The organism is Sphaerisporangium sp. NPDC051011 (assembly GCF_040653595.1).
GTDB lineage: Bacteria > Actinomycetota > Actinomycetes > Streptosporangiales > Streptosporangiaceae > Sphaerisporangium.
This window is the reverse complement of the sequence record NZ_JBFAGG010000012.1, coordinates 182224-200085: the sequence shown is the minus strand read 5'-3', so window position 1 is coordinate 200085 and position 17862 is coordinate 182224. Positions and strand designations below refer to the sequence as shown.

Genomic DNA, 17862 nt, shown 5'->3' with positions numbered 1-17862 from the left:
CGTTCCCCGCTCTGGGAGTGTTCCCTCATCATGATCATCGCGTCCGACATCGAACTGCGCGCCGGTTCCCGCCTGCTCATCGAAGGGGCGTCCTTCCGCGTCAACCCCGGCGACCGCATCGGCCTGGTGGGCCGCAACGGCGCGGGCAAGACCACGCTGTGCAAGGTGCTCGCGGGCGAGGGCCTGCCCGCCACCGGCACCGTCACCACCAGCGGCAGCGTCGGCTACCTCCCCCAGGACCCCCGCACGGGCGACCTGGCGGTGCTCGCCTCCGACCGCATCCTGTCCGCCCGCGGCCTGGACGAGGTGCTGCGGGAGCTGCGCGAGGCCGAGGGCGGCATGGCCTCGGCCGACGAGCGCGTCCGCGACCGCGCCGTCCGCGCGTACGGCCGCCTGGAGGACCGGCTGCACGTCCTCGGCGGGTACGCGGCGGAGGCCGAGGCCGCGTCGATCGCCTCCAGCCTGGGCCTGCCCGACCGGGTGCTCAAGCAGCCCCTGGAGACCCTGTCCGGAGGCCAGCGACGACGGGTCGAGCTGGCCCGCATTCTGTTCAGCGGAGCGGAGACTCTCCTGCTTGACGAGCCGACAAACCACCTCGATGCAGACTCAATCGGGTGGCTTCGTGATTTTTTACGATCACACCAGGGCGGCTTGATCATTATTAGCCACGATGTCGGGCTTCTTGAAGCGACGGTCAACCGCGTTCTGCACCTCGACGCCAACCGCTGCGTCGTCGACACCTACAACGTCGGCTGGACCGCCTATCTCGCCCAGCGCGAGGCCGACGAGCGCCGCAGGAAGCGCGAGCGCGCCAACGCCGAGCGCCAGGCGTCCCAGCTCCTCTCGCAGGCCGACCGCATGCGCGCCAAGGCGACCAAGGCCAAGGCCGCGCAGGACATGGAGCGGCGGGCCAGGCGCCTGCTCGCGGGCGTCGAGGAGGAGCGCCGCAGCGACAAGGTCGCCAAGCTGCGCTTCCCCGATCCCGCCCCCTGCGGCCGCACCCCGCTGACGGCGACCGGCCTGTCGAAGTCCTACGGCTCGCTGGAGGTCTTCACCGACGTGGACGCCGCCGTCGACCGGGGCAGCCGGGTGGTGGTGCTCGGCCTCAACGGCGCGGGCAAGACCACGCTGCTGCGCATGCTGGGCGGCCTGGAGAAGCCCGATACCGGCCAGATCCGCCCTGGTCACGGCCTCAAGCTGGGCTACTACGCCCAGGAGCACGAGACCCTGGACGGCGACCGCACCGTGCTGGAGAACATGCGCTCCGCCGGTCCCGACGTGCCCGATGTCGGCCTGCGCAACGTGCTCGGCTCGTTCCTGTTCTCCGGCGACGACGCCGACAAGCCCGCCTCGGTCCTGTCCGGAGGGGAGAAGACACGACTGGCCCTGGCCACACTGGTGCTCTCGAGCGCCAACGTCCTGCTGTTGGACGAACCTACGAACAATCTGGATCCGATCAGCCGCGATCAAGTACTTTCAGCTCTGAGGTCCTATTCTGGGGCAATTGTCCTCGTTACACATGACGAGGGTGCCGTAGAGGCCCTACGACCGGATAGGGTGATCTTGCTACCGGACGGAGTGGAAGACGCTTGGAGTGATGAATTTTCCGATCTTGTGGCACTTGCCTGATCTTAATTTGAGCGGGTACGGATCTTTTCCCGTGGAGTAGGTAGCCGATCCGGCTGAAATGACTGATCATGGCGTGAGTAACGCTGCGGAAGTCTGGCACTACAGGAGGTACTCGTGGCCGAGACTCTGAAGAAGGGCACCCGGGTGACCGGGGCCGACCGTGAGAAGCTGGCCGCCGATCTTAAGAAGCGCTACGCCGCGGGTGAGAGCATCCGCGCGCTTGCCGCTTCCACCGGCAGGTCGTACGGGTTCATCCACCGCATCCTCAGCGAGTCCGGCGTGACTCTGCGCGGGCGCGGCGGGGCCACCCGGGGTAAGTCGAAGCGCTAGAAGCGGCCGCCTCGGAACGCGCGACCGCAACCGCTCGTCCTGTTCGTCCGTGGCCGACCCGCGCCCACCGGTAGAATCCGATTCTGGAATCATCACCGGGGCCGGACGTGGCGGGGCCGCGACTTCACGAACGGAGCGAGCGATGCCGGAAGCGACGGCTGGGGGGAGTGCGGCGGCGATCTCGGCGGGCGAGGGCGCCGGACCGGGCACGAACGGAGCGCGGAGTCGCTCGGAGGATGTGCGCGGCGAGGCTGACAGGGCCCTCGGCAGCGAGGAGCTCGCGGAGATCGGCATGCGCTTCGAGGTGGACGGCGAGATCGCGACGATCACATTGGACCGGCCGGACAAGCGGAACGCTCAGACGTTCGCCACCTGGTCGGCCCTGGCCCGGATCGGCAGTACGCTGCCCGGGCACGTGCGTGTCGTCGTGGTCAGAGGCGAGGGGCCGTCCTTCTCAGCGGGCATAGACCTGCGAATGTTCACTCCGGAGGGGGTGCCGGGGCAGGGCTCGTTCGCGTCCGTGGCCGCGCTCGACTCCGAGGCGTTCGAACGGCGGATCCAGGGGGCCCAGCAGGGGTTCCTGTGGTTGCGCCGGCCGGACATCGTGTCGATCGCGGCGGTTCAGGGACACGCGATCGGGGCCGGATTCCAACTGGCCCTGTCCTGCGACCTGCGGATCCTCGCGGACGACGCCAGATTCTGCATGAAGGAGCCCGCGCTCGGGCTCGTCCCCGACCTCACCGGCACCAAGCCGCTGGTCGACCTCGTGGGCGTGGCCAGAGCCGTGGAGATCTGCCTCACCGCCCGCGTCGTCGAGGCCGGGGAGGCGCTGAGGCTCGGTCTCGCCGAGCAGGTGGTCCCGCGCGAGGAACTGGAGGCGGCCACGGCGAAGCTCGCGTCCGCCCTGCTCGCGACCGACAGGGCCGCCGCCACGGCGACCAAACGGCTGCTGCGGGCCGCGCCGGGCCGCTCGCTGGAGGAGCAGGCCGCGGCCGAGCGCGCCGAGCAGGTGGCGCGTGTGCGGGCGCTGTTCGCCGCGCCCGCCGCGGAATTCGCCGCCCCGGAGCGGTAGGTGGTGAAGCCGCCGTGAGCGGCGGAGAGGAACAGCGGGGCCCCGCCTGACCCGGGGCGCCCGGCGGCCGGACTCCCTGCGATGATCGTTCGCTGTGAGCTGATCCGGGCTGATCGGGGAATGGCGCGACCGGGACGCGCGCTTCGCCGAAGAAGACGGGCGAACGTGGAGAGGACCGGCGAAGAAGCACGATGTCGATGCTGGGCGGGGGATACAGCCCCCAAGTGATGCGGTCCCTGCGGCGGGACAGCTCCGTGACCAAGGAGCGGCTGACGCCGGGCACCGTGCCGCGCATCGCCCGGTACGCCAGGCCCTACCGCTGGCACATCGCCGCCTTCCTGGTGCTCGTCGTGCTCGACGCGGCGATCGTGATCGCCAACCCGCTGCTGCTGAAGGCGATCATCGACCAGGGCATCGTCCCGCGCCGCACCGACATCGTGATCTGGCTGTCGCTCATGATCGCGGGCCTCGCCGTGGTGGACGCCGGGCTCGGGCTGGTGCAGCGGTGGTTCTCCTCGCGCATCGGCGAGGGCCTGATCTACGACCTGCGCACCGAGGTCTTCGACCACGTGCAGCGGATGCCGGTGGCGTTCTTCATGCGCGCCCAGACCGGCGCGCTCGTCTCACGGCTGAACAGCGACGTCATCGGCGCCCAGCGCGCGCTGACCAGCACCCTGTCGACCGTCGTCTCCAACGTCGTGAGCCTGATCATGGTGCTCGGCGCGATGCTGCTGCTGTCGTGGCAGGTGACGCTGGTCGCGCTCGTCCTGCTGCCGGTCTTCATCTTCCCGGCCCGCTGGGTGGGGCGCCGCATGTCCGGGCTGACCCGCGAGCAGATGCAACTCGACGCCGAGATGAGCTCGGTGATGACCGAGCGGTTCAACGTCGCCGGCGCCATGGTCGCCAAGCTGTACGGCCGGCCCGAGGACGAGGCCGCGCACTTCGGCGAGCGCGCCGGGCGGGTGCGCGACGTCGGCATCACGGTCGGCATGTACGGCACGGTGTTCCGGGTAGCCCTCGGCCTGGTCGCCGCGCTCGCCACCGCCCTGGTGTACGGCGCGGGCGGTGTCCTGGTAGTCGACGGCGCCTTCCCGATCGGCACGCTGGTCGCGCTCGCGGCGATGCTCATGCGCCTGTACGGGCCGCTGACCAGCCTGTCCAACGTCCACGTCGACATCATGACCGCCCTGGTCAGCTTCGACCGCGTCTTCGAGGTGCTGGACCTGCGGCCGATGGTGGCCGAGAGCCCCGGCGCCCGGCCGCTGCCGCAGGGACCGGTCACGATCGAGTTCGACGACGTCCGCTTCCAGTACCCCTCGGCCGAGGAGGTCTCGCTGGCCTCGCTGGAGTCGGTGGCCCGCCCCGACACCGGGCCCGGCCAGGAGGTGCTCAAGGGCGTGAGCTTCACCGCCGCGCCCGGCGAGCTGATCGCGCTGGTGGGGCACTCCGGCGCGGGCAAGACCACGATCACCTCGCTGGTCTCCCGGCTGTACGACGTGACCGGCGGCGCGGTGCGGGTCAACGGCGTCGACGTGCGCGACGCCACGCTGGCCTCGCTGCGCGAGACGGTCGGCGTCGTGATGCAGGACGCCCACCTGTTCCACGACACCATCGGCGCCAACCTGCGGTACGCCCGGCCCGGCGCCACCGACGAGGAGATCTGGGAGGCGCTGCACGCCGCGCAGATCGGCGAGCTGATCGAGTCGCTGCCCGAGGGCCTGGACACCGTCGTCGGCGACCGGGGCTACCGGCTCTCCGGCGGCGAGAAGCAGCGGGTGGCGCTGGCCAGGCTCCTGCTGAAGGCGCCGGACGTGGTCGTGCTGGACGAGGCCACGGCGCACCTGGACTCCGAGTCCGAGGCCGCGGTCCAGCGGGCGCTGAAGACCGCGCTGGCCGGCCGGACGTCCCTGGTGATCGCGCACCGGCTGTCGACGATCCGCGAGGCCGACACGATCCTGGTCGTCCAGGACGGCCGGGTGGTCGAGCGGGGCCGTCACGACGACCTGCTCGCCCAGGGCGGCGCCTACGCCGAGCTGTACCGCACCCAGTTCGAGCACCAGAGGTGAGCACCCTTCGGACGGGTGCCGGTCAGGTGGACGCCGGCTCCAGGTAGCCGAGCCGCACCAGCTCGCCCTTGGCGACCTTCTCCACCAGCGCCGCCTGCCGCGGCTCCAGCGCGGTGCGCCACGCGCCGACCCGCGGGGCCGCCGCGCCGTACAGGGCCACCGTCGAGACCCGGGACTCCAGGAACTCCGACACCGTGGCGATCGTCTCGGTGGGGGAGGCGGCCATGGCCTCGTACCGGACCGTGAGCAACTGGTCGCGGGGCAGTTCCTGGCGCAGCGCGGCGCTCAGGCGGACGGCGCTGCGCCAGCGCAGGGCGCACTTGCCGGCCGGGTCCATGCGGGACCACTTGTCGCGGTGCTCTCCCGCGTTGACCCCGAGGAACGGGTTGGGGAACTCGGTCTCGTCGCTGAGCGTGCCCGGGCGCGCCCACGCCATGGACGCGCGGTCGGCGAGCATGTCGGCGGCGACGTCCCTGCCGTCCCGGATGAACTGGACGAAGCGGGCGTCGGGGAAGGCCTGTATCAGCACGGGGGCGCTGTAGAGCAGGTCGGGGTTGGCGTCGCCGAACCGCACGACGGCGCCGGGGGAGGCGCACGGCCCCGTCCCGGTGACGGCCCCGGCCTCCCGGCAGGCCGCCGGGCACTCGGCGCAGGCCCCGGGGACGATCTGCCAGGCCTCGGCGAGCGCGTCGCGCAGCACCCGCACCGCGCCGCCGCCCTTCCTGCGCATGATCGACGGCCGTCGCGCGAACGCGTAGACGACGTGGGCGACGGCCGCGCGGCCGATCGTGACGTGGAACCCCGGCGAGCGTTTCAGGGCACGGGCGAGCAGGTCCGCGCCGGAGTGCGGGGCGCCCAGCACGAACACCGGTCTGCGGACCTTGATGCCGTTGACCACGAGAATGTGGGGCGGGGGTCGCATTAGTGAGGACAGTCTGACACCCTTTGCGAGGTGAACGAACCGGCTACGCCCCGCCTCTCGGTGGTATATGGCGTCACCTGGGTAAGAGTATTCACCATGGCGGGCATATCCGCTGATTCGCGGCATGACGCCGCCGCCGGACCGGGCCTGGGGGCGGACCGGTGAGCGGCAGGCGCCTGTGGATCCCGTCCCGGCTGCGGCCGGGGGACCGGGTGGCCGTCGTCGCGCCCTCGGGGCCCGTCGACCCGGTCCGCCTGGCCCGGGGCCGCCAGGTGCTCACCGAGGCCGGCCTGGACGTCGTCGTCATGCCGAGGGTGATGCACCGGCGCGGGTACCTCGCGGGCTCGGACGCCGGCCGGGCGGCCGACCTGCAGGAGGCCTGGTGCGACCCGTCCTTCCGCGCGGTCGTCTGCGCGCGGGGCGGCTACGGCGCCACCCGCCTGCTCGACCTGCTCGACTGGCCCGCGATGGAGGCGGCGCGCCCGAAGATCCTGCTCGGGTCCAGCGACATCACGGCCCTGCACCAGGCGTTCGCCGTCCGCCTCGGCGTGGCGAGCTGCTTCGGGCCGATGCCCGCCTGCGAGACCCTGGGCGACCCCGAGGGGCCCGACCGGACGTCGCTCGACCACCTGCTCGCGTCGCTGTTCGAGACCGAGGCTCCCGGCCCGATCACCGGCGACCGCGTGATCGTCCCCGGCCGCGCGGAGGGCACGCTCACCGGCGGCAACCTGTCGCTGCTGGCCGCCCTGTGCGGAACCCCGTACGCGCTGCGCGCCCAGGGGCGCATCGTCCTGCTGGAGGACGTCGGGGAGGAACCGTACCGCGTCGACCGCATGCTGACCCAGCTCGTCCAGGCCGGGTGCCTGGACGGCGCCGCCGGCGTCGTCCTCGGCTCCTGGGTGGACTGCGGGGACCCGATGCCCGCGCTCGTCGAGCGGCTGGCCCCGCTGGGGGTGCCCATGATCGCGGGCCTGCCGATCGGCCACGGGACACCACAGTTCACCGCCTGGATGGGGGCGGAAGCGGTTATTGATGCAGAATCGTGCTCTTTGACTTGCCTGTTCCGCGACCCGGCCACGGCAATGTAGTCGCTGGTCCGGGGGATGACGGCGGTAGTTGGGAGCCTCGTGTGGGCTTGTTCAGGCGGTACCGCGACCGGCGGGGCGGCGCGCGGGGGCGCGCGAGCGAAGACGTGGATCTCGACTCGCTGCTCGCGCTCGTCGCCGACGACATGGGGTACGCCTGGGAGTTCGCGCCCGACGGCTCCGCCCTCATGCTGTCCGGGCCCCGGCGGATCACCGTCCGCCTGACCGGGCTGCGCCGCGAGGCAGGGCGCCGTCCCCGTGAGGACTGGCCCACGCTCGTCGCCGGCCACCTGTCGCGCACGGTGGCCAGGTCCGACGACATGCCCGACGTGTGCGACCTGCCCCGCGTCCGGCCGCTGCTGCGCACGCGCGTCGTCCTCGCCGACGACCTGGAGGACGACCCGTCCCGGCTGATCGGCCGGCACATCGGCTCGGACCTGGTGGAGGTCCTCACCGTCTACGGCCGCCCGGTGCGCCCCGAGGAGGCGTTCTGCTGGCCGATCACCCCGGCCGAGGCGCTCGACCTGGCGGCGGGCAACGTGCTCGCCGACGAGAGGCTGACCTCCGAGCGCGTCGACCTCGACGGGACGCCCGCCTGGGTCATGTCGGGCTCCCATTCCGGGGCCGCCGTGCACCTGCGCCGCATCGAGGACTACCTGCTCGTGTCCTCCGACGGCCTGATGGTCGCGCTGCCGCGCCCCGGCGAGATGATCGTCCACCCGATCGGCGGGCTGTCGGTGATGCGCGCCATCGAACGCCTGTGGCTGCTCGCCCACCGGGAGTACCGCTCGCGCGACGACGGTCTCAGCCCGCACGTCTATTGGTGGAAGGACGGCCGGCTGACGCGGATCCAGGCCGAGCTGGTGGAGCAGGACGGCCTGCGCCGCCTGGTCGTCGCCCCGCCGCCCGAGTTCGCCCGGCTGCTCGCCGACCTCGCCAAGGGTCGCTGACCCCCGCCCGGCCGTTTGGTCGATCCAGCTAGCCGATGTAGGCGTGGTGGCGGGAGGGGGCGCCCTCGGGCTGGGACAGGGTGTGCGCGGCGTGGATCAGCGGGACGTGGCTGAACGCCTGCGGGAAGTTGCCGACCAGCCGCCCGTAGCGGGGGTCGTACTCTTCGGCCAGCAGCCCCACGTCGTTGCGCAGGGACAGCAGCCTCTCGAACAGCTCGACGGCCTCATGGCGCCTGCCGATCATGGCCCGCGCCTCGGCCAGCCAGAAGCTGCACGCCAGGAACGCGCCCTCCCCGCCGGTGATGCCGTCCACGGAGTTGCGCTGGGCCAGCGGGTAGCGCAGCACGAAGCCCTCCGACATCAGCTCGCGCTCGACGGCCTCGATGGTGCCGATCACGCGGGGGTCGCGGGCGGGCAGGAACCCGGTCTGCGGGATCAGCAGCAGCGAGGCGTCCAGCTCCCGGGAGCCGTACGACTGGGTGAAGGTGTTGCGGTCGGAGTCGAAGCCCTTCTCCATGACCTCGGAGTGGATGCGCTCGCGCAGCGCGCGCCAGCGGTCGGCGGGCCCGGTCTGGCCGAACCGCTCGATCTGCCGGATCGACCGGTCGGCGGCGACCCACGCCATGACCTTGGAGTGGACGAAGTGCCGCCTCGGCCCCCGCACCTCCCAGAGGCCCTCGTCCGGCTCGTCCCAGTGGGACTCCAGGAAGTCCATCAGCGTCCGCTGGATGGCCCACGTGCGCGATATGGCGGGCAGCCCCGACGCCCGGGACACGTAGAGGCAGTTGATCACCTCGCCGTAGACGTCGAGCTGGAGCTGGTCGACGGCGGCGTTGCCGATGCGCACCGGCCGGGACTCCTCGTAGCCCTCCAGCCAGGGCAGCTCCATCTCCGGGAGCCGCCGCTCGCCCGCGACGCCGTACATGATCTGCAGGTCCTGGGGGCGCCCGGCGATGGCGCGCAGCAGCCACTCGCGCCAGTCGCGGGCCTCCTCGACGTAGCCCGCGTAGATCAGCGCGTCGAGCGTCATGGTGGCGTCGCGCAGCCAGCAGTAGCGGTAGTCCCAGTTGCGGACGCCGCCGAGGTCCTCGGGCAGGGATGTGGTCGGCGCGGCGACGATGCCGCCGGTGGGGGCGTAGGTCAGCGCCTTGAGGGTGATCAGCGAGCGGATCACCGCGTCGTGCCAGCGGGTCTCGGTGCCCGGGTCCCACTGGGACGCCCACTCGGTCCAGATCGCCTCGGTCTCGGCGAGCTCGGCGATCGGGTCGATGTCCTGCGGCTTGGGGGAGTGGGAGGGGTGCCAGGTGAACACGAACGGCAGCCGGTCGCCCGCCGACATGCGGAACGTCGCCCGGTGGGCGTAGTCGCCGCCCTGCAGCGGCACCGGCGAGTGCAGCCAGGCCGAGTCGGGGCCGCCGATGGCCTGGAGCAGGCCGTCGCTGCGGCGCACCCACGGGACGATGCGCCCGTAGTCGAAGCGGATGCGGATCTGCGTGGCCATCTCGACGGTGCCCGTCAGGCACTCGACGATCCGCACCAGGTCGGGGTTGGCCTGCCGGGGCGGCATGAAGTCGGTCACGCGGACCGTGCCGCCCTCGGTGTCCCACTCGGTCTCGAGGATCAGCGTGTTGTGGCGGTAGCGCCGGCGTGTGCTGAGCCGGCGCCGCGTGCCCGCCGGGCCTATCCACCAGTGCCCGTTGCCTTCGTCGCCTAGCAGGGAGGAGAAGCACGCGGGGGAGTCGAAACGGGGCAGGCACAGCCAGTCGACCGAGCCGTCCCGTCCGACGAGGGCCGCCGACTGCATGTCGCCGATGATGGCGTAGTCCTCGATCCGCATGTCGTCACGCTAGTACGCGCGGGGGGCGGGCGCGCGTCGCGGTTTCTCAGGCGGCGCCGGGTTCAGGCCGCGGCCGGGGGCGCATCCGGGGCATGAAGAACTGCGTGAGCGGGCCGATCGTCACCGCGAACACGATGGTCCCGACGCCGACCGTCCCGCCGAGCAGCCAGCCGGCCGCGAGCACGGTGAGCTCGATGATCGTGCGCGCGGCGCGGATCGACAGCCCGAGCCGGTGCAGGCCGGTCATCAGCCCGTCGCGGGGGCCGGGGCCCATGCCGGCGCCGATGTACAGCCCGGTGGCGGCGGCGACGCACACGACGGCGGCCGGCAGGTACGCCCAGCGCACGAGCACAAGGTCCGGGGTGGGGGCCAGCCACAGGGTCAGGTCGGCGAACAGGCCGACGAAGACGATGTTGCTGACGGTCCCGATGCCCGGCCGCTGCCGCAGCGGGATCCAGAAGACCATCACGATCGCGCCGACGAGGATGATCCAGGTCCCGATCGACCAGCCGGTCCTCACGGACAGGCCCTGGTGGAAGACGTCCCACGGACCGTTGCCGAGCCCGGACTCGACCTGCAGGCCGATCCCGGCGCCGTAGAGGGCCAGCCCGGCGTACAGGCGGAGCAGGCGGTTGGGCAGCGAGCCCAGGTGAGGGAGGGAGAGTTCGCTCATAATGCTGGTAATGGTCCGCGCCGATTGGCTTGCTCATAAAGGGCCAATCGGAGAAAGTGGCCTTATGGAGCGCTATCTGAGCGGGCCACAACTGGCCAGACTGGTCGACCTGCCCGGCGGCGCCCGGCCGTACTACCAGGCCCTGGCACGGGCCGTCCGCACGCTGATGCTCGACGGGCGCCTGCCCACCCGGGTGCGCATGCCCGCCGAGCGCCACCTGGCCGAGGCGCTCGGCGTCAGCCGCACCACCGTCACCGCCGCCTACGACCGGCTGCGCGAGCAGGGCTACCTGGAGAGCCGCCAGGGCGCGGGAAGCTGGACGGCGCTGCCCGACCCCGGCGCGCTCGGCGCCGAGAACCCCTGGATGGCCTCCGACGACGACGGCCTGCTGCCACTGCACTCCGCGGCCCCGGCCGCCACCGCCCTGCTCCCCGAGGCCATCGCCGCAGCCACCGACGCCTACCCGCGCTACGCCCTCGGCAGCGGCTACGACCCGATGGGCATCCGGCCGCTGCGCGAGGCCATCGCCGCCCGGTACATCGCCCGGGGCCTGGCCACCCGGCCCGACCAGATCCTCGTCACCCTCGGGGCGCAGCACGGCATCCACCTGGTGATGGCGCTGCTGGCCGGGCCCGGCGACCCCGTCCTGGTCGAGTCGCCGACCTACCCGCACGCGCTGGACGCGGCCCGCAACCGGGGCGCCCGTCTGGTCCCCGTCGGCGTGCAGGACGACGGCCTGAGCATGGACCTCGTGACCTCGGCCATCCGCCAGTCATCGGCCCGCCTGGCCTACGTCATCCCCGACTTCCAGAACCCGACCGGCCTGCTGATGCCCGACGCCGACCGCGCGGCGCTGGCCGGGGCGGCGCGCCGGTACGACGCGACGCTGATGGTGGACGAGAGCTGGGCGGAGATGGCGATCGACGAGGTGCCGCACACCTCCCCGGCGGCGGCCTTCGACACCGACGGCCGCGTGATCAGCATCGGGTCGGCGTCCAAGCTGTGGTGGGGCGGCCTGCGGATCGGCTGGATCCGCGGCACGGCCGCGCTGGTGCGCCGCCTGGCGGTGACGCGCGCCTCGGTGGACATCGCCGCCCCGCTGTTCGAGCAGCTCGTCGTGACCCACCTGTTCGAGCGCATCGAGGAGACGAGGGCCGAGCGCCGCCGTACCCTGCGCGCCTCGCGCGCGGCCCTGGCCGAGGTCCTGCGGGCGGAGGTCCCCGAGTGGCGCTTCAGGCCGCCTGCGGGCGGCGCGTCGCTGTGGGTGCGGCTGGACGCCCCCGTGGCCACGCCCCTGGCCGACGCCGCCGCGCTGCACGGCATCCGGCTCGCCCCGGGCCCGTGGTTCGGCGTGGACGGCACGCTGGAGCGCTACCTGCGCCTCCCGTACACCCTGCCGCCGGGGCCGCTCGCCGGCGCGGCCCGCCGCCTGGCCGCGGCGCGGGCCCTCGGCGCGGGCGCCGTCCCCTGCCCGTCGCCGGCCGCCCCGCTGACGCCCACGCTGTGAGGGCTACGCTGTGGGGGCTACGAGGCTCGGACCTCGCCCATCAGCACGCGCAGCCGGTGGGAGAACCCCAGCAGCACCACCGCGGCGATCACGGCGATGGCGGCCAGCGTGGCGAAGTAGGCGGGCTGGGACATGTACTGGAGCAGCCGCGCCGTCTGGCCCCCGATCGCGTCGCCGACGGCGAACGACAGGAACCAGACGCCGAGCATCTGGCTGCGGAACGCGTGCGGGGCCAGCTCGGTGGTCACCGACAGGCCCACGGGGCTGAGCGACAGCTCGCCGAACACCTGGATCAGGTACACCAGGAACAGCCACCACACCGAGATCTTCCCGAACTGCGCCAGGTGGGCCGCGAAGGCCATCACCACGAAGCTCACGCCGATCATGAACAGCCCGGCGGCGAACTTCTGCGCCGCCCCCACGCGGTCGCCGAGCCGCACCCACAGGCCCGCGAAGATCGGCACGAAGATCAGGATGAGCAGCGGGTTGAACGACTGCGTGGTGGCGGCCGTGATGGAGTGGCCGAACAGGCTGAGGTCGGTCCTGGTCGCGGCGAAGTCGTTGAGCACGGTCGGCGCCAGATCGTAGATCATCCAGAAGACCGCGGCGGCGGCGAACAGCCAGATGTACGCCTTCATCTTCGACCGCTCGCCGGAGGTGAGGTTGTGGCTGCCGAGCAGGATGTAGGCGAAGTAGCCGACCGGGATCAGGATCGTGAGCACGGTGAGGGCGACCGTGAACCGGTCGACGGTGAGCGTGCCGGATATCGCCCACAGGCCGATCGCGAGGGCCGCGGTGGCGAGGCCGGTCACGGCGAGGGCGCCGAAGCGGCGGCCCTCCTCGGGGGTGAGGCGGTGCCCCGGCTCGTCGCCGACGCCGCGCAGGTGCCGGCCGCCGATCACGTACTGGGCGAGGCCGAACGCCATGCCCACGGCGGCGGCGCCGAAGCCGAGGTGCCAGCGTTCGTCCAGGTTGCTGACGACGTAGGGCGCGGCGAACGCGCCGAGGTTGATGCCCAGGTAGAAGATGGAGAAGCCCGCGTCGCGCCGCGCGTTGTCGCCCTCGGGGTAGAGCCGGCCGACCATCGTCGAGATGTTGGGCTTGAGCAGCCCGGTCCCGGCGACGATCAGGGCGAGGCCGAGCCACACCAGCGTGGAGCCCTCGATCGGGACGGCCATGCAGATGTGCCCGAGCATGATGACCGAGCCGCCGGCGAGCACCGCCCTGCGCGCGCCGAGCACCCGGTCGGCGATCCAGCCGCCGGGCAGCGCGAGCAGGTACACCAGCGCGCCGTAGACGCCCACCACGGCCGTCGCGGTGGTCTTGGGCAGGCCGAGCCCGCCGCCGGCCACGGTGGCGACGAGGAAGAAGAACAGGATCGCGCGCAGCCCGTAGAAGCTGAAGCGCTCCCACATCTCGGTCATGAACAGCGTGATGATGCCGCGTGGATGACCGAAGATCGTCTTTTCCTCCGCGCGCTGGCCGGCCTCTACGGACATGCCGGTACGCCCCCGTTCCGCTCAGGTGTCCCCGGTCCCCCCGTGGACCGGGTGATCGCGTGCCCGGACGGACCCCGGAAGGTATCCGACCAGATGCACCGAATGTCCTGAATATCCGAAAAAGTGCTAACTATACAAATATGCCCGCTTGCCGTCCGTGATCCGATCGGTCTCGACCGGCATCCGATCACTCTGGGTGATCATGCCCGCCGCTCTCGTGTGACGGCACGGGCAACGCCGCGTTTCTTCTCGCTTACGGGGACTTGTCTGCCGTGAACGCCCTGTGGTGCGATGCATGCCACCCGTGCTCATGGGCATTCTCTGGAGGCGCGACATGGCCGACCCCCGAGTCCTGGCGGAACGTTCCGAGATCGAGTCGGAGATCGCCGGGCACACCATCTGCCGACAGCTCAAACTCACGGCCGAGCGCTTCCCCGACGCGCCGGCCTACTCCGACCCCGCCGACGGCGGCGGCTGGACCACGCTGACCTACGGCGAGGCCCGCCACCGCGTGCTGGCCATCGCCGCCGGGTTCGCCGCCCTCGGCCTCGGCCCCGGCGAGGCCGTGGCGCTCATGATGGTCAACCGCAGCGAGCACGTGCTCGCCGACCTCGGCGCCGTCCACGCCGGCGGCAGGGCCTGCTCGGTCTACTCGACCTTCGCCCCCGAACAGGTCGCCTTCGTCGCCAAGGACGTCGGCGCCAGGATCGTCGTCCTCGGCGGCGCCGCCGACCTCGACCGCTGGCGGCCGATCCTCGGCGAGCTCCCGGACGTGCTCAAGGTCATCCTCCTGGAGGACGCCCCCGAGGGCGAGCCGTTCATGAGCTGGGACGACTTCCTCGCCCTCGGCGAGCGCGCCCTGGCCGAAGACCCCGCCGCCGCGGAGGCGCGCGCGGACGCCGTCACCGCCGAGGACGTGCTCAGCGTGCTCTACACCTCCGGCACCACCGGCAACCCCAAGGGCGTGCCCCTCACCCACACCAACATCTTCTACGAGGTCGTGGCCACCGACCGCGTGACGGGCGTGCCCGAGCGCGGCGCGCAGATCTCCTATCTCACCTACGCCCACATCGCCGAGCGCGTGCTCAGCCTGTACCTGCCGCTGTTCAAGGTCTCCCACATCCACTTCTGCACCGACCTGGCGCAGCTCGCCACCGTCCTCGGCCAGGTCAAGCCGATGCTGTTCTTCGGCGTGCCCCGGGTCTGGGAGAAGATGAACGCCCGCCTGCAGGCGCTGCTCGCCACCCAGCCCGCGGAGCAGCAGGAGCAGGTCCGCGCCGCCATGGCCGCCGGGCTCGCCTACATCGAGGCCACGCAGTACGGCCGCACGCCGAGCCCCGAGGTCACCGCCGCCTACGAGCGGGCCGACGCCGCCCTGCTGTCGATCATCCGCGCCATGATCGGCTTCGAGAACGCCCGCTGGCTCGCCACCGCCGCCGCGCCGATGCCGCTGGAGGTGCAGCGCTTCTTCGCCGGTCTCGGCCTCAAGGTGCTCGACGTCTACGGCATGACCGAGACCAGCGGCGCGTTCACCGCCAACAGCGACGCGGAGTTCAAGCTCGGCGCGGTCGGCCGCCCCGGCCCCGGCATCGAGGTCCGCATCGCCGAGGACGGCGAGATCATCACGCGCAGTCCCGCCAACACCGCGGGCTACCTCAACCGGCCGGAGGCCACCGCCGAGCTCGTCGACGAGGACGGCTGGCTGCACACCGGCGACGTCGGCTCCATCGACGAGGACGGCTTCGTCCGCATCCTCGACCGCAAGAAGGAGCTGATCATCACCGCGGGAGGCGAGAACATCTCCCCGGCCAACACCGAGAACTACCTCAAGGAACACCCGCTGATCGGCCAGGCCCTCGCCTACGGCGACCGCAAGCCGTACGTCGTCGCGATCCTCACCCTGGACGGCGAGGTCGCCCCGGTCTGGGCGCGCGGGCGGGGCGTCGAGTTCACCACCCTGGCGGACCTCGCCGAGCACCCCGACGTGCTCAAGGAGGTCGAGGCGGCCATCGCCGTGGCCAACGAGAAACTCGCCCGCGTCCAGCAGGTCAAGAAGTGGCGCCTGCTGCCCGTGGAGTGGACCACGGAGACCGCGGAGCTCACGCCGAGCCTCAAGCTCAAGCGCCGGGTCATCCACGCCAAGTACGCCGAGGCCATCGACGCGATGTACAAGGGCTGAGCCCGCCCGCCCGCGCGGCCGCCGTCCCTCCCGGACGGCGGCCCCGGGACGCCGGGCGGGTGTTTTACCGGAGCGGGCGCGTGTCGGGCTCCGGTCGTTTACCGGTCGCTGCCTAGCCTCCACCGCATGACCTTGAGACGAATGCTCACCACGTCCGCGGCGGGGCTGGTCGCGCTCACGGTCCTGGCCGAGGCGCCCGCGTCCCTCGCCGGGACGGACGTCCACGCGCCCCCGCCGTCCTCCCGTCCCGGATCGCCGGCGGTCTCGCCCGTGCCGGCGGCGCCGCCGGTCCCGTCGGGGGCGTCCCGGCGGCCGGAGCGGCCGGTCATCCGGTCGGTGAGGGTCCGCCCGAAGAGCCCGGTGGCCCGGCCCCGGGGAGCGGTGCGCCTGGTCGTCGAGGTGGTGGCCAAGGGAGCCTCGGGGAAGGACGGGGTGACCCTGCGCCTGGAGCCCGCGCGGCGCCGCGCCACGGCGAAGCGCCCCGCCGTCCGGAAGCACTCGGCCGCCGGGAAGCGTCGCGCGGCCCGGAAGCGTCCCGTCGCCGGGAAGCGTCATGGCATGGCGGGGCGGAGCCTGCCGGCGAGGGCGGGTGTGGGGGAGGGCGGCGTTCGTGTTCCGGCGCCCGGGGCCGCCGGGCGATGGGAGATGTGGCGGTTCGGTCCGCCGGTGGGGCTCACCCGCTGGTACCCCTCTGGCCGGTGGCGGGTCGTCGCCACCGCCAGGAACGCGAGGGGGGCGCGGTCGACGGCGTCCTCGTCCTTCCTGTTCAAGAAGGCGACCGTCCTCACGGGGGTGCGGGTCACCCCGGTGCGCAAGCGCCCGTGGCTGGCGCGGGTGTCGGGCACGCTGATGCGGGTCGACCCGGCGGGCAGGTTCGACTACTGGTCGTTCCCGGGGCAGCGCGTCACGCTGCGGTTCAGGAGCCACCGCGGGAAGACGTGGCGGACCGTCGCCGAAGCGCGCACGAATCGCGAGGGGCGTTTCTCGCGGCGAGTGAGACGGGCACACGGCGTATGGCGGGCTATTTACCCAGGAACACCGCATTACGCCAGTAGTGCCACCATTTCGCGACAGATGTCAAGAAAATAGGACAAAAGGCCGCACTTAGTGGTGTGCTGTTATGGTGAGGTGTCCATTTTGTAATAATTTCCTGGAGATTATCTGGCAACTTTTCCTCCCCTGAAAGCGTCTATGACGTAGGCACACCCCCACCTGGGATGCCTTTCTCTACGGGGAGAGGAAGTTCCAACAATGATGAAACGCATCGCTACCGCACTGGTAGCGGCCGCCATGGGCGCCTCCGCGCTCACGGTGGCGGCGCCGGCGCTGGCCGACACAGCGCCGGGCGACGCGGTGAGCATCGAATCCATCAAGGTGACTCCCGACCCGGTGGTCATCCGTGGAGGCGATGACGTCGCGGTCACGGCCACGGTCCAGGTCGTGAACGCCGAGGACGTGAAGTTCGACTTCGAGCCGACGGGACGGGGCGGGCAGTCCTACTGCAACCCCTGCGCCGGGGCCGCGAAGTCGTCCTCCGGCGAATGGAAGACGTGGGAGAAGACCATTGTTCTCGACCGGCACGATCCGGACGGGAACTGGGTCGTCTACGTCGAGGCGACGGGCAAGGACGGCAAGGTCGCGAAGGCCAAGGCGTACTTCTACGTCAAGCACGACAGGGCGAAGCCGCCGTACAGCGGCCCCCGCGCGACGCGGATCGAAGGGTTCGACGCGAGCCCTAACCCCGTCAAGAAGGGCCGCAAGCTGACCCTCGAGGGCACGCTCTCGGCGGCGCGGTGCCACAACGACTGGTGGTGGGACGGCGACGTCTTCGTCGTGGGCGGCGACCGCTGCCGCGACGACTACCGCTGGAGCAACTGGCGCTGGCTCGGCTGGCAGAAGATCAACGTGTACTTCCACCCGGCCCGCGGTGGCAAGTGGCAGTACGTCGACACGATCGAGACCAACCCGGACGGAACCTTCTACACCAAGATCCCGGCCTACTGGTCAGGGACGTGGAAGGTCGTGTTCAAGGGCACGCGCGGCCTGTACGGGTCGTCGGCGAGCGACTACGTGAAGGTCGTCCGCTGAGCCCGTAGGTCCGAACGAACGGGAC

The 17862-nt window shown here is 71.7% G+C and carries 14 protein-coding genes; 10 read left to right on the top strand and 4 right to left on the bottom strand.

The features are described 5' to 3' along the window. Nucleotides 1-30 precede the first annotated feature (30 nt). The 4 genes from AB0H21_RS27205 (at nt 31) to AB0H21_RS27190 (ending at nt 5097) form a co-directional block, all read left to right on the top strand. Nucleotides 31-1629, top strand: a complete 1599-nt coding sequence (locus AB0H21_RS27205; protein ID WP_358521787.1) for an ABC-F family ATP-binding cassette domain-containing protein — start codon at nt 31-33, stop codon at nt 1627-1629. Between the two features lie 114 nt (nt 1630-1743). After that, nucleotides 1744-1959 (top strand): helix-turn-helix domain-containing protein, encoded by a 216-nt coding sequence (locus tag AB0H21_RS27200; RefSeq protein ID WP_093173121.1) that lies wholly within the window; start codon nt 1744-1746, stop codon nt 1957-1959. A gap of 292 nt (nt 1960-2251) precedes the next feature. After that, nucleotides 2252-3031, top strand: coding sequence for an enoyl-CoA hydratase/isomerase family protein (locus AB0H21_RS27195; protein ID WP_358522032.1), 780 nt, complete (start codon nt 2252-2254; stop codon nt 3029-3031). A 191-nt stretch (nt 3032-3222) separates the two neighbouring features. Continuing rightward, complete coding sequence (locus tag AB0H21_RS27190; protein WP_358521784.1) at nt 3223-5097, top strand: ABC transporter ATP-binding protein; 1875 nt, start codon at nt 3223-3225, stop codon at nt 5095-5097. Nucleotides 5098-5119: 22 nt separating this feature from the next. Here AB0H21_RS27190 and AB0H21_RS27185 read toward each other — a convergent pair whose 3' ends face one another. Continuing rightward, nucleotides 5120-6019 (bottom strand): sulfotransferase, encoded by a 900-nt coding sequence (locus AB0H21_RS27185; RefSeq protein ID WP_358521782.1) that lies wholly within the window; start codon nt 6017-6019, stop codon nt 5120-5122. A 161-nt stretch (nt 6020-6180) separates the two neighbouring features. Between AB0H21_RS27185 and AB0H21_RS27180 the strand changes: the two genes are divergently transcribed. Together AB0H21_RS27180 and AB0H21_RS27175 are read left to right on the top strand one after the other, a co-directional pair. Continuing rightward, entirely contained in the window at nt 6181-7107 is a 927-nt protein-coding gene (locus AB0H21_RS27180) for an LD-carboxypeptidase (protein WP_358521779.1), read from the top strand. A 41-nt stretch (nt 7108-7148) separates the two neighbouring features. Next, complete coding sequence (locus AB0H21_RS27175; protein WP_358521778.1) at nt 7149-8054, top strand: hypothetical protein; 906 nt, start codon at nt 7149-7151, stop codon at nt 8052-8054. A 28-nt stretch (nt 8055-8082) separates the two neighbouring features. Here AB0H21_RS27175 and AB0H21_RS27170 read toward each other — a convergent pair whose 3' ends face one another. Both AB0H21_RS27170 and AB0H21_RS27165 read right to left on the bottom strand, forming a co-directional pair. Next, the gene (locus tag AB0H21_RS27170; protein ID WP_358521776.1) at nt 8083-9891 is read right to left on the bottom strand and encodes a glycoside hydrolase family 15 protein; all 1809 of its coding nucleotides are present in this window, start codon (nt 9889-9891) and stop codon (nt 8083-8085) included. Between the two features lie 46 nt (nt 9892-9937). Next, nucleotides 9938-10564 (bottom strand): hypothetical protein, encoded by a 627-nt coding sequence (locus AB0H21_RS27165; RefSeq protein ID WP_358521773.1) that lies wholly within the window; start codon nt 10562-10564, stop codon nt 9938-9940. A 64-nt stretch (nt 10565-10628) separates the two neighbouring features. On the opposite strand from AB0H21_RS27165, the gene AB0H21_RS27160 reads away from it, so the two are divergent. After that, nucleotides 10629-12071, top strand: coding sequence for a PLP-dependent aminotransferase family protein (locus AB0H21_RS27160; protein WP_358521770.1), 1443 nt, complete (start codon nt 10629-10631; stop codon nt 12069-12071). A gap of 17 nt (nt 12072-12088) precedes the next feature. On the opposite strand, the gene AB0H21_RS27155 is transcribed toward AB0H21_RS27160, so the two are convergent. Further along, complete coding sequence (locus AB0H21_RS27155; protein WP_358521767.1) at nt 12089-13570, bottom strand: oligopeptide:H+ symporter; 1482 nt, start codon at nt 13568-13570, stop codon at nt 12089-12091. A 334-nt stretch (nt 13571-13904) separates the two neighbouring features. On the opposite strand from AB0H21_RS27155, the gene AB0H21_RS27150 reads away from it, so the two are divergent. From AB0H21_RS27150 to AB0H21_RS27140, 3 genes are all read left to right on the top strand, one after another. Beyond that, on the top strand, nt 13905-15749 hold the full coding sequence (locus AB0H21_RS27150; RefSeq protein ID WP_358522030.1) for a long-chain fatty acid--CoA ligase: 1845 nt from the start codon (nt 13905-13907) through the stop codon (nt 15747-15749). Between the two features lie 126 nt (nt 15750-15875). Further along, entirely contained in the window at nt 15876-16838 is a 963-nt protein-coding gene (locus tag AB0H21_RS27145) for a hypothetical protein (protein WP_358521764.1), read from the top strand. Nucleotides 16839-17003: 165 nt separating this feature from the next. Continuing rightward, nucleotides 17004-17837, top strand: coding sequence for a hypothetical protein (locus tag AB0H21_RS27140; RefSeq protein WP_358521762.1), 834 nt, complete (start codon nt 17004-17006; stop codon nt 17835-17837). The last annotated feature ends 25 nt before the right edge of the window (nt 17838-17862 follow it).